This is a genomic window from Prevotella sp. P5-126 (assembly GCF_002251185.1).
In the GTDB taxonomy this organism is placed as follows: Bacteria; Bacteroidota; Bacteroidia; order Bacteroidales; family Bacteroidaceae; genus Prevotella.
This window is the reverse complement of the sequence record NZ_NPIZ01000076.1, coordinates 40,629-54,675: the sequence shown is the minus strand read 5'-3', so window position 1 is coordinate 54,675 and position 14,047 is coordinate 40,629. Positions and strand designations below refer to the sequence as shown.

Here is a 14,047-nt window from a genome sequence, read left to right as displayed (position 1 = left end):
AGCGCCTAATATCAATGGGGTAGCTATGTCAAGTTGAGTAATAACAAACAATATAATAAATTAAAAAACAAACAATTATGCCTACAATTTCACAATTGGTAAGAAAAGGCAGAAAGGTGCTCGTTGAGAAGAGCAAATCTCCCGCTTTGGATTCATGTCCTCAGCGTCGTGGAGTTTGCGTTCGTGTATATACAACGACTCCTAAGAAGCCTAATTCGGCTATGCGTAAGGTAGCCCGTGTACGTCTGACAAACCAGAAAGAGGTAAACTCTTACATTCCTGGAGAAGGACACAACTTGCAGGAGCACTCAATCGTTCTCGTTCGCGGTGGACGTGTGAAGGACCTTCCTGGTGTACGTTATCACATCGTTCGTGGTACTCTTGATACCGCAGGTGTTGCAAGCCGTACACAGCGTCGTTCTAAGTATGGTGCTAAGCGTCCTAAGGCCAAGAAATAATAGCCGGTGAGGGTTATTTGGCTCGAAAAATCAAAAGTAAAACGTTTTGCTGGAGAATTGTTATAGACAGGTTGAGTAAATGCTCATGTGAGAGCGTTGAAGAACAAGCAAGAACAGCCCCACGCAGACAACAAAACAAAAAAAACAAAAAATGAGAAAAGCAAAACCAAAGAAGCGTGTGATCCTTCCAGATCCAGTCTTCAATGACAAAAAAGTGTCTAAGTTCGTTAACCATCTGATGTATGATGGTAAGAAATCAATCTCTTATGAGATTTTCTACAATGCTCTTGAAACCGTAAAGGATAAGATGCAGAATGAAGAGAAATCTGCTCTTGAGATTTGGAAGCAGGCTCTCGACAACATCACTCCTCAGGTTGAGGTTAAGAGTCGTCGTATCGGTGGTGCAACCTTTCAGGTTCCTACTGAAATCCGTCCCGATCGCAAGGAGAGTATCTCTATGAAGAATATGATTTCTTTTGCACGCAAGCGTAGCGGTAAGTCAATGGCTGACAAGCTTGCTGCTGAGATTATGGACGCATTTAACAATCAGGGTGGTGCCTACAAGCGCAAGGAGGACATGCATCGCATGGCTGAGGCTAACCGTGCTTTTGCCCACTTCAGATTCTAATTATAATACAAGGAGAAGAAAGAAATGGCAAATCGCGACTTACATTTGACTCGTAATATCGGTATTATGGCTCACATCGATGCCGGTAAAACCACTACTTCTGAGCGTATCCTTTTCTATACAGGAAAGACTCATAAGATTGGTGAGGTGCACGATGGCGCTGCTACCATGGACTGGATGGCTCAGGAGCAGGAGCGTGGTATCACTATTACCTCTGCTGCTACTACCTGTAACTGGACTTGGCAGGGTAAATCATTCAAAATCAACTTGATTGACACTCCAGGACACGTTGACTTCACTGCTGAGGTTGAACGTTCACTGCGTGTTCTTGACGGAGCTGTTGCTACTTATAGTGCTGCTGACGGTGTACAGCCTCAGTCTGAAACTGTTTGGCGTCAGGCAGATAAGTACAATGTTCCACGTATCGGTTATGTAAACAAGATGGACCGTTCTGGTGCTGACTTCTTTGAGACTGTACAGCAGATGCGCGACATTCTTGGTGCTAACCCTGTAGTTATCCAGGTGCCCATTGGTGCTGAGGAGAACTTTAAAGGTGTGGTTGACCTTATCAAGATGAAGGCTATCCTGTGGCACGACGAGACCATGGGTGCTGAATATGATTTAGAGGAAATTCCTGCTGATCTTCAGGATGAGTGCGACGAGTGGCGTAATAAGCTGCTTGAAGCTGCCGCTGAATATGATGAGGCCTTGATGGAGAAATACTTTGATGATCCTAACTCAATCACTGAGGATGAGGTTATCGCCGCTATCCGTAAGGGTTGTGTAAGCATGGCCTGCACTCCTATGGTTTGTGGTTCTTCATATAAGAACAAGGGCGTACAGCCTCTGCTCGACTATGTTTGTGCATTCCTCCCATCTCCTATCGACATTGAGGTAGTTAAGGGTACTAACCCTGATACTGATGAGGAAGAAGATCGTAAGCCCAGCGAGTCAGAGCCTACTTCAGCTCTTGCGTTCAAGATTGCTACCGACCCATACATGGGCCGTCTGGTATTCTTCCGCGTTTACTCAGGTAGCGTAAAAGCTGGTTCTTACGTTTACAACCCACGTTCAGGTAAGAAAGAGCGTATCAGCCGTCTGTTCCAGATGAACTCAAACAAGGAAATTCCTATGGAGTCTATCGACGCTGGTGATATCGGTGCGGGTGTTGGTTTCAAGGATATCCGTACTGGTGATACTCTCTGTGATGAAGATCATCCTATCGTACTTGAGTCTATGAGTTTCCCTGATACTGTGATTTCTATTGCCGTAGAACCTAAGTCACAGGCCGACATTGCTAAGCTTGACAATGGTCTTGCTAAGCTTGCCGAGGAAGACCCAACCTTTACTGTCCGTACTGATGAGCAGAGTGGTCAGACTATTATCTCAGGTATGGGTGAGCTTCACCTCGATATCATCATCGACCGTCTGAAGCGCGAATTCAAAGTAGAATGTAACCAGGGTAAGCCTCAGGTTAACTACAAAGAAGCCATCACCAAGACGGTTAACCTCCGTGAGGTTTATAAGAAGCAGTCAGGTGGTCGCGGTAAGTTCGCTGACATCATTGTTAATGTTGGACCAGTTGATGACGATTGGGATATCAAGGAGAATGGTGGACTTCAGTTCGTCAACGAAGTTAAGGGAGGTAACATTCCTAAGGAATTCATTCCATCAATCCAGAAAGGATTTGAGACAGCCATGAAGAACGGTATCCTCGGTGGTTACCCCGTTGATTCACTTAAGGTAGTTGTTGTTGACGGTTCGTTCCACCCAGTTGACTCTGACCAGCTCTCATTCGAAATCGCCGCTCAAATGGCTTATAAGGAAGCTTGTGCACAGGCTAAGCCCGTACTTATGGAGCCTATCATGAAACTCGAAGTTGTTACTCCAGAGGAGAACATGGGTGACGTGATCGGTGACTTGAACAAGCGTCGTGGCCAGGTAGAAGGAATGGAAGAAGGTCGCAGCGGTGCTCGCATCGTTAAGGCTCAGGTACCTCTGTCAGAGATGTTCGGTTATGTAACCGCTCTCCGTACCATTACTTCTGGTCGTGCAACCAGTTCTATGGAATATGATCACCACGCTCCTCTGTCAAGCACATTGGCTAAGGCTGTGCTCGAGGAAGTTAAGGGACGTGCCGATCTCGTATAATGCAATTTAGGAGTGCCGCTGAGCAAATGACTCTTTAGCGGCCTCCTTTCAATATTTTTATTCATCAATTTATAATTCAAGACAAATGAGTCAGAAAATTCGTATCAAGCTGAAGTCTTATGACCACAAGTTGGTTGACAAGTCTGCAGAGAAAATCGTGAAAGCTGTTAAGGCTACAGGCGCTATCATCAGCGGTCCTATCCCCTTGCCAACCCACAAGCGCATCTTCACTGTTAACCGTTCAACCTTCGTTAACAAGAAATCTCGCGAGCAGTTCCAGCTCTCAGATTACAAACGTCTGATTGACATCTATAGCTCTACAGCAAAAACTGTTGATGCTTTGATGAAGCTCGAACTCCCCAGCGGTGTTGAAGTTGAGATCAAGGTCTAGTAACGATTAAGTAAGATACAAAAACGAATTTATTTATTATTATTAAAAAGTAATTGAAATGCCAGGATTAATTGGAAAGAAAATCGGAATGACATCCGTATTCAGTGCCGACGGTAAGAATGTACCGTGCACTGTTATCGAAGCCGGTCCTTGTGTTGTTACTCAAGTAAAGACCGTCGAGAAAGACGGTTATGCTGCCCTTCAGCTGGCCTTTGGTGACAAGAAAGAAAAGAACACCACTAAGGCTATGCAAGGTGTATTCAAGAAAGCAGGTACAACACCTAAGGCTCACTTGGCCGAGTTCAAATTTGACGAAGAGCATAATCTCGGTGATGTTATCACTGTAGAGTTGTTTAGCGACAATGACTTCGTTGACGTTGTAGGAACTTCTAAGGGTAAGGGTTTCCAGGGCGTTATGAAGCGTCATGGCTTCGGTGGTGTTGGCCAGGCTACCCACGGTCAGGATGACCGCGCACGTAAGCCAGGTTCTATCGGTGCTTGTTCGTACCCTGCTAAGGTGTTTAAGGGAATGCGCATGGGCGGTCACATGGGTAGTGAGCGCGTAACCACGCAGAATCTCAAAGTATTGAAAGTAATACCGGAACACAATCTTATCCTTGTCAAAGGTAGTGTTGCTGGTTGTAATGGTTCAACCGTTTTAATTCAGAAGTAAGCAATGGAAATTAACGTATTAGATATCAATGGTCAGGAGACCGGAAGAAAGGTTACGTTAAACGAATCTATCTTCGGAATTGAACCAAATGACCACGTTCTTTATTTGGACGTAAAGCAGTATCTCGCTAACCAGCGTCAGGGTACACATAAGGCTAAGGAAAGAAGTGAGCATGCAGGTTCAACCCGTAAGCTCGGTCGTCAGAAAGGTGGCGGCGGTGCACGTCATGGTGATATTAACTCTCCTCTGTTGCGTGGTGGTGGTCGCGTATTCGGTCCCCGTCCGCGTGACTATCGTTTCAAACTCAACAAAAAAGTAAAGGTTCTTGCACGTAAGTCTGCTCTGTCTTACAAGGCACAGGAGAATGCAATCATTGTTGTTGAAGACTTCAATTTTGAGGCTCCAAAAACTAAAGATTTCATAAAAGTTGCTAAAAATCTTAAAGTTGAGGGCAAAAAACTGCTGATGGTTTTGCCAGAAGCAAATAAAAATGTATATTTGGCAGCTCGTAATTTGCAGCGCTCTGAAATTGCCCTTGCAGCACAGCTCAATTCATACAAAGTTTTGAATGCTGATGTGATGGTGATCACTGAGAATTCGCTCAAGGCTATCGAGGCTGTTTTAAACAAATAAAGGAGACATAGAATATGACATATATCATCAAGCCTCTGATTTCAGAGAAAATGAATAATATCACAGAGAAGTCTTCTGCTGACAGAACTTTCAAGGCTAAGACCGGTGCTCACAAGGGTGAGATGGTTACTAAGAAGGCTCAGGCTAAATACGGTTTTATCGTAAAGCCTGAAGCCAAAAAGCTTGAGATTAAGTCAGAGGTCGAAGCTCTGTATAATGTTACAGTAGAGAATGTGAACACACTTCGCTATGCCGGCAAGCGCTCTCAGCGTTACACCAAGGCAGGACTCGTGAGAGGCCAGAAGAATGCGTTCAAGAAGGCAATCGTTACTCTTAAGGAGGGCGACACTATTGATTTTTATAGCAATATTTAAAATAAAAAATGGCAGTACGTAAATTTAAACCCGTTACTCCGGGTCAAAGACACAAGATTATTGGCACGTTCGAGGATATTACTGCATCCGTGCCAGAGAAGTCTCTCGTTTACGGTAAGCGTTCTACCGGTGGTCGAAACAACACTGGTAAGATGACCGTTCGTTATATGGGCGGTGGTCACAAGAAGAAGTATCGTTTGGTCGACTTCAAGCGAGAGAAAGATGGTGTTCCAGCCGTAGTAAAGACAATTGAATACGATCCGAACCGTTCGGCTCGTATTGCATTGCTTTTCTATGCTGATGGTGAAAAACGTTATATCATTGCTCCTAACGGACTGCAGGTTGGTGCAACCTTGATGTCAGGAGAGGATGCAGCGCCTGAGGTAGGTAATGCACTCCCATTGGCTAACATTCCCGTTGGTACCGTCATCCACAACATTGAGATGCGTCCCGGTCAAGGTGCTAAGCTCGTTCGTTCGGCTGGTAATTTCGCTCAGTTGACTTCTCGTGAGGGCAGTTATTGTGTTATTAAGCTTCCTTCAGGAGAGACTCGTCAGATTCTCTCTGCTTGTAAGGCTACAGTTGGTAGTGTAGGAAACTCTGACCACGCACTTGAGCAGTCTGGTAAGGCTGGTCGCTCACGCTGGTTGGGCCGTCGTCCTCACAACCGTGGTGTTGTTATGAACCCGCATGATCACCCAATGGGTGGTGGTGAAGGACGTCAGTCTGGAGGTCACCCACGTTCACGCAAGGGCTTGTACGCTAAGGGTCTCAAGACTCGTGCACCTAAGAAGCTTTCAAACAAGTATATTATTGAAAGAGCTAACAAGAAGTAATCACGAAGTTAATTAGAGTAAATTATGAGTCGTTCATTAAAAAAAGGCCCTTACATCAACGTATCTCTCGAGAAGAAAGTTCTTGCCATGAATGAGAGTGGCAAAAAGAGTGTCGTTAAGACATGGGCTAGAGCTTCAATGATTTCCCCCGATTTCGTGGGACATACAGTTGCAGTTCACAACGGAAATAAGTTCATTCCTGTTTACATTACTGAAAACATGGTTGGTCACAAGCTCGGAGAGTTTGCCCCCACTCGTCGCTTCGGCGGACATGCTGGTAATAAGAAATAACAGGCTAATCCACCAGAAATAAAAAGAATAAAATAATGGGAGCAAGAAAAAAAATTGCGGCTAATAAAAGACAAGAAGCCAAAAAGACACAGTATTTTGCAAAGCTGAAAGGTGTTCCTTCTTCTCCACGCAAGATGCGCTATGTCGTTGATATGATTCGCGGCATGGAAGTTAATCGTGCACTTGGCGTACTGAGATTCTCGAAGAAGGCCGCTTCGGCTGACGTTGAGAAACTTTTGCGTTCAGCTATTGCCAACTGGGAAGCCAAAAACGATCGCAAGGCTGAAGATGGCGAACTTTACGTAACACGCGTCTTCGTTGATGAAGGTGTTACAATGAAACGTATGAGACCGGCACCTCAGGGTCGTGGATACCGCATTCGTAAGCGTTCTAACCACGTTACTCTGTTTGTTGACGCTAAAACTAATGATAAATAATAAGTATGGGACAGAAAATAAATCCAATTAGCAACCGTCTTGGAATTATCAAAGGTTGGGATTCAAATTGGTTCGGAGGCAAGGACTTCGGAGATAACTTGGTAGAGGATCAGAAAATCCGCAAGTACCTCAACGAACGTCTGGCTAAAGCTAGCGTATCAAAAATTGTCATCGAACGTACATTGAAGCTCGTTACCATTACTATTTGTACCGCTCGCCCCGGTATTGTCATTGGTAAAGGTGGACAGGATGTCGATAAATTGAAAGAGGAACTGAAGAAGCTCTATGATAAAGAGATTCAAATCAATATCTTCGAAGTGAAGAGACCTGAGCTCGATGCAACAATCGTTGCCAACAACATCGCTCGCCAGATAGAAGGCAAAATCGCTTACCGCCGTGCTATCAAGATGGCTGTTGCCAACACCATGCGTGCAGGAGCAGAAGGTATTAAAGTACAGATCTCCGGTCGTTTGAACGGTGCTGAAATTGCACGCAGCGAAATGATCAAAGAAGGTCGTACTCCACTCCACACTTTCCGTGCTGATATTGACTACTGCCAGGCAGAGGCTCTTACAAAAGTTGGACTGCTGGGATTGAAGGTTTGGATTTGCCGTGGAGAAGTTTACGGTAAGGTTGATCTGGCTCCAAACTTCACTCAGGAGAAAGGCATGGGTCGCTCTAATGGTGGTAACAATGGTGGCAGAAAGTTCCGTAATAGAAAAAAGTAATTAACGTTAAAGTAAGAAGCTAACATGTTACAGCCTAAGAGAGTAAGATATAGAAGACCTCAAGATGGACGTGGCAATAAAGGCAACGCTCACAGAGGTACGCAACTGGCCTTCGGTTCTTTCGGTATCAAGACACTTGACGCCAAGTGGATTGACAGCCGTCAGATTGAGGCAGCCCGTGTTGCTATCAACCGTTATATGAACCGTGAAGGTCAGGTATGGATCCGCATCTTCCCCGACAAACCTATCACCCGCAAGCCTGCTGATGTACGTATGGGTAAAGGTAAAGGTGACCCCGCAGGATGGGTTGCTCCGGTAACTCCCGGACGCATCCTCTTCGAGGTTGAAGGTGTTCCTTTTGAGACAGCCAAAGAGGCTCTTCGCCTCGGCGCTCAGAAGTTGCCTGTTAAGACTAAGTTTGTTGTTCGACGTGATTACGATAAAAACGCTTAATTTATGAAGACAAAGGAAATCAAAGAGCTCGAGACCAAAGAATTGGCCGAGAAATTGGAGACTGAAGTTGCCAAGTACAACATGATGAAGATTAATCATGCAGTAACTCCTGTGGAAAATCCATCTCAGATTAAAGCAGCACGTCGTGATATCGCTCGTATGAAGACGGAGCTCCGTCAAAGAGAACTTAACAAATAATAATGGTTCAGATGGAAACAAGAAATTTAAGAAAGACAAGACAGGGTGTTGTCATCAGCAACAAAATGGATAAAACCATTGTTATTGCCGCTAAGTTCAAAGAGAAGCACCCTATTTATGGTAAGTTTGTCCAGAAGACAAAGAAGTACCATGCTCATGATGAGAATAACGAGTGCAACGTAGGTGACACCGTTCTTGTTATGGAGACCCGTCCCTTGTCGAAGACAAAGAGATGGAGATTAGTACAAATCGTAGAAAAAGCTAAGTAATTATGATACAAGCAGAATCAAGACTGACAGTAGCAGACAACAGCGGCGCTCGCGAGGCCCTTTGCATTCGTGTATTGGGTGGTACACGCCGTCGTTATGCAAGTGTAGGTGATGTGATCGTTGTTGCTATCAAGAACGCCATCCCTACTAGTGATGTTAAAAAGGGTGCAGTATCAAAGGCTTTGGTTGTTCGCACAAAGAAAGAGATTCGTCGTGCTGATGGTTCTTATATCCGTTTCGACGATAATGCTTGTGTGCTTTTGAACAATGCTGGTGAGCTCCGCGGAAGCCGTATTTTCGGTCCTGTTGCACGTGAGTTGCGTGCTGTAAATATGAAGGTCGTTTCACTGGCACCTGAGGTTCTTTAACATTATAAAGTATTAAAGAAATGAGTAAGTTACATATTAAAAAAGGTGATGAGGTAATCGTCCTCGCTGGTAAGAATAAAAACAGCAAGGGAAAGGTGCTCAAAGTCTTGGTAAAGGAAGAAAAGGCTATTGTTGAAGGAGTCAATATGGTTTCTAAGAGCACTAAGCCTAATGCCCAGAACCCTCAGGGAGGTATTATCAAGCAAGAAGCTCCTATTCATATCTCAAATATTAGTCTGATTGACCCGAAGAGCGGTAAGCCTACTCGTGTTTCTATCAAACATGATGGCAAAAACGTAATCCGTGTCTCTAAAAAGTCAGGGGAGGAAATTAAGTAATGGATACAGCACAGTTAAAGAAAGAGTATAAGGAGAAAATTGCTCCAGCTCTCCAGAAGCAGTTCAACTACACTTCAGCCATGCAGATTCCTGTCCTGAAGAAAATTGTTATCAACCAGGGTTTGGGTGATGCAACTCAGGATAAGAAAATCATTGATGTTGCTATCAATGAAATTTCTACTATCGCTGGACAGAAGGCCGTTGCAACCTATTCCAAGAAGGATATTGCTAACTTCAAACTTCGTAAGAAGATGCCTATCGGTGTTATGGTAACTTTGCGTCGTGAGCGTATGTATGAGTTCCTTGAGAGACTCGTACGTGTTGCTTTGCCTCGTATCCGTGACTTCAAGGGTATCGAAAGCAAGTTTGATGGTCGTGGTAACTATACTCTTGGTGTTCAGGAGCAGATTATCTTCCCTGAAATCAACATTGACTCAGTGGACCGCATCCAGGGTATGAACATTACCTTCGTTACTTCGGCTACTACCGACGAAGAAGGTTATGCTCTCCTCAAAGCTTTCGGTCTGCCATTCAAAAACGCTAAAAAAGATTAATAGATATGGCAAAAGAATCTATGAAGGCTCGCGAGGTAAAGCGTGCTAAGATGGTTGCTCAATACGCCGAGAAACGTGCTGCCCTGAAGAAAATCATCGCAACAACAGAGGATCCCGCAGAAGCTTACGAGGCAGCTCGTAAACTTCAAAGCATTCCTAAGAATGCTAATCCTATCCGTCTGCACAACCGTTGCAAGATTACAGGACGCCCCAAAGGTTATATGCGTCAGTTTGGACTGTCGCGTATTCAGTTCCGTGAGATGGCCTCAAACGGTCTGATTCCAGGCGTAAAGAAAGCAAGTTGGTAATCAACATTTGAATCGAAAGAGATTATTTATTTAATATTGTCGGGGTTGTCCCGATTAATTAAACATTTTATTTTATGACAGATCCAATAGCAGATTATCTGACAAGACTCAGAAACGCAATTATGGCTCATCACCGTGTTGTTGAAGTTCCTGCGTCTAACTTGAAGAAGGAAATCACTAAGATCCTCTTCGAGAAGGGTTACATCTTGAACTACAAGTTCGTAGAAGATGGACCTCAGGGAAGTATCAAAGTTGCTTTGAAGTATGACCCTGCAACAAAGGCAAATGCCATTAAGTGTTTGAAACGCGTATCGACTCCAGGTCTTCGCAAATACACTGGCTACAAAGACATGCCGAGAGTTATTAACGGATTAGGTATTGCAATCTTATCTACATCCCAAGGTGTAATGACAGACAAAGAAGCTTCTGATTTGAAGATTGGTGGCGAAATACTTTGTTATGTATATTAAATTGGAGGAATAGCATATGTCAAGAATAGGTAAATTGCCAATTAGTATTCCTGCTGGTGTTACTGTAGCTCAGGGTCAGGATGGAATTGTAACCGTTAAGGGTCCCAAAGGTGAACTCTCTCAAAAGGTTGATTCTTCTATCAAGGTGACTATTGCTGATGGTCACGTTTCTTTCGAAATTGACGAGAATAGTCCTGTTAATCTCAAACAGAAACAGGCTTTCCATGGTCTTTACCGTGCCCTTGTACACAACATGGTTGTTGGTGTAAGTGAAGGTTATAAGAAGGAAATGGAACTGATCGGTGTAGGTTATCGTGTTTCAAACCAGGGTAATCTTATCGAGTTCTCTCTCGGTTATACTCACCCCATTTTCCTTCAGCTTCCAAGTGAAGTAAAGGTTGAGACTAAGTCTGAGCGCAACCAGAATCCTCAGATTGTACTTGAGTCTTGCGACAAACAGTTGCTCGGACTCATCTGTGCTAAGATTCGTTCTTTCCGTATGCCTGAACCTTATAAAGGAAAGGGTATCTTGTTCAAGGGCGAGGTTATCCGTCGTAAATCGGGTAAGTCAGCTTCAGCTAAGTAATAATCATTAAACGAATTGAAGATTATGACAACAAAGAAAGTAGAAAGACGAATTAAGATCAAATACAGAATTCGTAAGAACGTTTTCGGCACAGCCGAGCGTCCCCGCTTGAGCGTTTTCCGTAGTAACAAGCAGATTTATGCTCAGGTGATAAATGATTTGGAAGGTAAAACTCTTGCATCTGCATCTTCTCTCGGTCTTGAGGCTATGCCTAAGATCGAACAGGCTGAGAAGGTTGGCGAATTGGTAGCCCAGAAGGCCAAGGAGGCTGGCGTTGAAAGCGTGGTCTTTGACCGTAACGGTTATCTCTATCATGGCCGAGTAAAGTCTTTGGCTGATGCAGCTCGTAAAGGTGGACTTAATTTCTAAACGATTATGGCAATAAATAAAGTTAAAGTAAATAGTGACGTTGAGTTGAAAGACAGATTGGTTGCCATCAACCGTGTTACCAAAGTAACTAAGGGAGGTCGCACCTTTACTTTCGCAGCCATTGTTGTTGTCGGTGACGGCAACGGTATCATTGGTTGGGGTCTTGGCAAAGCTGGTGAAGTTACCGCAGCTATCGCCAAGGGTGTAGAAGCAGCCAAGAAGAATCTTGTAAAGGTTCCCGTACTCAAGGGAACCATTCCTCACGAGATGGAAGCACGTTACAGTGGTGCTCAGGTCTTCTTGAAGCCTGCTGCTGCTGGTACCGGTCTTGTTGCCGGTGGTGCTATGCGTGCTGTGCTTGAGAGCGTAGGTATTAAGGATATTCTGGCCAAGTCAAAGGGTTCTTCTAACCCTCACAACTTGGTTAAGGCAACAATCGTTGCTTTGAGCCAGATTCGTGATGCTTATACTATTGCCGGCACACGTGGAATCAGTATGGATAAAGTATTTAGAGGATAATAAGGAGATATTAACTATGGCAACAATTAAGATTAAGCAAATTAAAAGCAAAATCGGTTACCCTGTAGATCAGAAGCGTACTCTTCAGGCTCTTGGCCTTCGCAAGATCTCTCAGGTAGTTGAGGTGGAGGATACTCCTGTCATCCGTGGTATGGTACGTAAAGTCCATCACTTAGTGACTGTTATCGATTAATTATCATTTATTAAACAGATTCGAATATGAAACTTCATACTTTAAAGCCCGCTGAAGGATCTACACATTCAAGCCGTCGAATCGGACGTGGTCCCGGTTCAGGTCTTGGTGGTACTTCTACGCGTGGACACAAGGGTGCAAAGGCTCGTTCAGGTTACAAGAGAAAGATTGGTTTCGAAGGTGGTCAGATGCCTCTTCAGCGCCGTGTTCCTAAGGCTGGTTTCAAAAATATCAACCACAAGGAGTATTTCGCAGTAAACCTTTCTACACTTCAGAAGCTTGCTGAAAAGCATGGTTATGCCAAGATTGGTGTTGCTGAACTCGTTGAAGCAGGTCTTACCAATGGTAAAGAGTTGGTTAAGGTTCTCGGAAACGGTGAACTGAAAGTCAAGGTAGATGTAGAAGCTAATGCATTCTCAAAAACTGCCGAAGAAGCAATCAAGGCAGTAGGTGGTAACGCAACAATTATCTAAAAAAGATGAAGAAGTTTATAGAGACACTGAAGAACATTTGGAAGATTGAGGATTTGCGTCAGCGCATCCTCATCACCTTCTTGTTTGTAGCAATATACCGTTTTGGTTCGTTCGTAGTTCTGCCTGGTATTAATCCTAGCATGCTCGACAAACTGCAGTCACAAACGCAAGGTGGCCTTATGTCACTTTTGGATATGTTCTCCGGTGGTGCATTTTCCAACGCATCAATTTTTGCGCTTGGAATCATGCCTTACATCTCTGCTTCTATCGTTATGCAGCTTCTTGCTGTTGCTGTACCTTATTTCCAAAAGATGCAGCGTGAAGGCGAGAGTGGCCGCAAAAAGATAATGACTTATACTCGGTATCTGACAGTAGGTATCCTGCTGTTTCAGGCACCGAGTTATCTCATTAACTTGAAAATGCAGGCTGGTCAAGCTTTGGCCTCGGGAATCAACTGGACGATTTTCTCAATCCCCGCATGTTTTATTCTCGCAGCAGGAAGTATGTTCATCCTTTGGTTGGGTGAGCGCATTACAGATAAAGGTATAGGCAATGGTATTTCTCTAATCATTATGATTGGTATCATCGCACGTCTGCCTCAAGCTTTCATCCAGGAAGTAGGCTCGCGTTTTACCGCTATTACCAGTGGTGGACTTGTGATGTTCCTTGTAGAGATTATCATTCTCTATGCAGTTGTTTGCGCATCTATCATTCTGGTACAGGGAGTTCGTAAGATTCCCGTACAGTACGCAAAACGTCTTGTAGGTAATAGTCAGGTTGGTGGTGCACGTCAGTACATCCCACTCAAGTTGTTTGCCGCCAATGTGATGCCAATTATCTTTGCTCAGGCATTGATGTTCATCCCCTTGGCATTTGTGCAGTATGCAGCTCCTGAGAATGCAAGTTGGTTTGTTCGTTCGTTGTTGAATCATCACAGTTGGACTTACAATATTATCTTTGCAGTTCTTATCATTCTATTCACCTATTTCTATACAGCTATTACGCTTAATCCAACCCAAATGGCTGAGGATATGAAACGTAACAATGGATTTATTCCTGGTATTAAGCCTGGAAAACCGACTGCTGATTACATCGACACTATTATGTCGCGTATCACATTCCCTGGTTCGTTGTTTATTGCTTTCATTGCTGTTATGCCCGCTTTGGCTGGATTGTTGAATGTTCAGGATGCCTTCTCTCAGTTCTTTGGTGGAACATCTTTGTTGATTCTTGTTGGTGTTGTTATTGATACACTCCAGCAGATTGAGAGTCACTTGTTGATGAAACACTACGATGGACTATTGAGTTCTGGCCGTATTCATGGACGTGGCGGTGTAGCAGCCTACTAA

General features: G+C 44.1%; 25 protein-coding genes. All 25 read left to right on the top strand.

Going from position 1 to position 14,047, the window contains the following annotated elements; genetic code table 11:
• The first annotated feature begins 77 nt into the window (after nucleotides 1-77).
• The 25 genes from rpsL to secY all read left to right on the top strand — a co-directional run bounded on the left by rpsL (nucleotide 78) and on the right by secY (nucleotide 14,047).
• Nucleotides 78-458, top strand: a complete 381-nt coding sequence (rpsL, locus tag CIK90_RS09020; protein ID WP_094391143.1) for a 30S ribosomal protein S12 — start codon at nucleotides 78-80, stop codon at nucleotides 456-458.
• 151 nt (nucleotides 459-609) lie between these two features.
• Nucleotides 610-1,086 (top strand): 30S ribosomal protein S7, encoded by a 477-nt coding sequence (gene rpsG / locus CIK90_RS09015; protein ID WP_094446817.1) that lies wholly within the window; start codon nucleotides 610-612, stop codon nucleotides 1,084-1,086.
• Between the two features lie 24 nt (nucleotides 1,087-1,110).
• Nucleotides 1,111-3,237, top strand: coding sequence for an elongation factor G (gene fusA / locus CIK90_RS09010; RefSeq protein ID WP_094465015.1), 2,127 nt, complete (start codon nucleotides 1,111-1,113; stop codon nucleotides 3,235-3,237).
• 85 nt (nucleotides 3,238-3,322) lie between these two features.
• Entirely contained in the window at nucleotides 3,323-3,628 is a 306-nt protein-coding gene (rpsJ, locus tag CIK90_RS09005; RefSeq protein WP_027448969.1) for a 30S ribosomal protein S10, read from the top strand.
• Between the two features lie 58 nt (nucleotides 3,629-3,686).
• Nucleotides 3,687-4,301 (top strand): 50S ribosomal protein L3, encoded by a 615-nt coding sequence (rplC, locus tag CIK90_RS09000; RefSeq protein ID WP_094391145.1) that lies wholly within the window; start codon nucleotides 3,687-3,689, stop codon nucleotides 4,299-4,301.
• Between the two features lie 3 nt (nucleotides 4,302-4,304).
• The gene (gene rplD, locus CIK90_RS08995; protein WP_094465013.1) at nucleotides 4,305-4,934 is read left to right on the top strand and encodes a 50S ribosomal protein L4; all 630 of its coding nucleotides are present in this window, start codon (nucleotides 4,305-4,307) and stop codon (nucleotides 4,932-4,934) included.
• A gap of 14 nt (nucleotides 4,935-4,948) precedes the next feature.
• A complete protein-coding gene (rplW, locus tag CIK90_RS08990; protein WP_094440482.1) occupies nucleotides 4,949-5,308 on the top strand; it encodes a 50S ribosomal protein L23 in 360 nt (119 codons plus the stop codon).
• Between the two features lie 8 nt (nucleotides 5,309-5,316).
• Nucleotides 5,317-6,144, top strand: coding sequence for a 50S ribosomal protein L2 (gene rplB, locus CIK90_RS08985; RefSeq protein WP_094391148.1), 828 nt, complete (start codon nucleotides 5,317-5,319; stop codon nucleotides 6,142-6,144).
• 24 nt (nucleotides 6,145-6,168) lie between these two features.
• Nucleotides 6,169-6,435: a 30S ribosomal protein S19 gene (gene rpsS, locus CIK90_RS08980; RefSeq protein ID WP_094391149.1), complete on the top strand. Its 267-nt coding sequence runs from the start codon at nucleotides 6,169-6,171 to the stop codon at nucleotides 6,433-6,435.
• Between the two features lie 35 nt (nucleotides 6,436-6,470).
• Nucleotides 6,471-6,872, top strand: a complete 402-nt coding sequence (rplV, locus tag CIK90_RS08975) for a 50S ribosomal protein L22 (protein ID WP_094391150.1) — start codon at nucleotides 6,471-6,473, stop codon at nucleotides 6,870-6,872.
• A 5-nt stretch (nucleotides 6,873-6,877) separates the two neighbouring features.
• Entirely contained in the window at nucleotides 6,878-7,600 is a 723-nt protein-coding gene (gene rpsC / locus CIK90_RS08970; RefSeq protein ID WP_094391151.1) for a 30S ribosomal protein S3, read from the top strand.
• A 24-nt stretch (nucleotides 7,601-7,624) separates the two neighbouring features.
• Entirely contained in the window at nucleotides 7,625-8,053 is a 429-nt protein-coding gene (rplP, locus tag CIK90_RS08965; protein ID WP_091960123.1) for a 50S ribosomal protein L16, read from the top strand.
• A gap of 3 nt (nucleotides 8,054-8,056) precedes the next feature.
• Nucleotides 8,057-8,251, top strand: coding sequence for a 50S ribosomal protein L29 (rpmC, locus tag CIK90_RS08960; RefSeq protein ID WP_094391152.1), 195 nt, complete (start codon nucleotides 8,057-8,059; stop codon nucleotides 8,249-8,251).
• Nucleotides 8,252-8,253: 2 nt separating this feature from the next.
• Complete coding sequence (rpsQ, locus tag CIK90_RS08955; protein WP_094391153.1) at nucleotides 8,254-8,520, top strand: 30S ribosomal protein S17; 267 nt, start codon at nucleotides 8,254-8,256, stop codon at nucleotides 8,518-8,520.
• Between the two features lie 2 nt (nucleotides 8,521-8,522).
• A complete protein-coding gene (rplN, locus tag CIK90_RS08950; RefSeq protein WP_094391154.1) occupies nucleotides 8,523-8,888 on the top strand; it encodes a 50S ribosomal protein L14 in 366 nt (121 codons plus the stop codon).
• Nucleotides 8,889-8,908: 20 nt separating this feature from the next.
• Nucleotides 8,909-9,226, top strand: a complete 318-nt coding sequence (gene rplX, locus CIK90_RS08945; RefSeq protein ID WP_094391155.1) for a 50S ribosomal protein L24 — start codon at nucleotides 8,909-8,911, stop codon at nucleotides 9,224-9,226.
• Nucleotides 9,226-9,780 (top strand): 50S ribosomal protein L5, encoded by a 555-nt coding sequence (gene rplE, locus CIK90_RS08940; RefSeq protein ID WP_094391156.1) that lies wholly within the window; start codon nucleotides 9,226-9,228, stop codon nucleotides 9,778-9,780. The genes rplX and rplE overlap by 1 nt, the downstream gene beginning before the upstream one ends.
• A gap of 5 nt (nucleotides 9,781-9,785) precedes the next feature.
• Complete coding sequence (rpsN, locus tag CIK90_RS08935) at nucleotides 9,786-10,088, top strand: 30S ribosomal protein S14 (protein ID WP_094391157.1); 303 nt, start codon at nucleotides 9,786-9,788, stop codon at nucleotides 10,086-10,088.
• Nucleotides 10,089-10,162: 74 nt separating this feature from the next.
• The gene (rpsH, locus tag CIK90_RS08930) at nucleotides 10,163-10,558 is read left to right on the top strand and encodes a 30S ribosomal protein S8 (protein WP_094391158.1); all 396 of its coding nucleotides are present in this window, start codon (nucleotides 10,163-10,165) and stop codon (nucleotides 10,556-10,558) included.
• 16 nt (nucleotides 10,559-10,574) lie between these two features.
• Nucleotides 10,575-11,144, top strand: coding sequence for a 50S ribosomal protein L6 (gene rplF / locus CIK90_RS08925; protein ID WP_094391159.1), 570 nt, complete (start codon nucleotides 10,575-10,577; stop codon nucleotides 11,142-11,144).
• A gap of 24 nt (nucleotides 11,145-11,168) precedes the next feature.
• A complete protein-coding gene (gene rplR / locus CIK90_RS08920) occupies nucleotides 11,169-11,513 on the top strand; it encodes a 50S ribosomal protein L18 (RefSeq protein ID WP_094434390.1) in 345 nt (114 codons plus the stop codon).
• A gap of 6 nt (nucleotides 11,514-11,519) precedes the next feature.
• Nucleotides 11,520-12,032, top strand: a complete 513-nt coding sequence (rpsE, locus tag CIK90_RS08915) for a 30S ribosomal protein S5 (protein WP_094391161.1) — start codon at nucleotides 11,520-11,522, stop codon at nucleotides 12,030-12,032.
• 16 nt (nucleotides 12,033-12,048) lie between these two features.
• Nucleotides 12,049-12,225 (top strand): 50S ribosomal protein L30, encoded by a 177-nt coding sequence (rpmD, locus tag CIK90_RS08910; RefSeq protein ID WP_094391162.1) that lies wholly within the window; start codon nucleotides 12,049-12,051, stop codon nucleotides 12,223-12,225.
• Nucleotides 12,226-12,251: 26 nt separating this feature from the next.
• Complete coding sequence (gene rplO, locus CIK90_RS08905; RefSeq protein WP_094465011.1) at nucleotides 12,252-12,698, top strand: 50S ribosomal protein L15; 447 nt, start codon at nucleotides 12,252-12,254, stop codon at nucleotides 12,696-12,698.
• Between the two features lie 5 nt (nucleotides 12,699-12,703).
• Nucleotides 12,704-14,047 carry a preprotein translocase subunit SecY gene (gene secY, locus CIK90_RS08900; protein WP_094434392.1) on the top strand — a complete coding sequence of 448 codons (1,344 nt, stop codon included), beginning with the start codon at nucleotides 12,704-12,706 and terminating at the stop codon, nucleotides 14,045-14,047.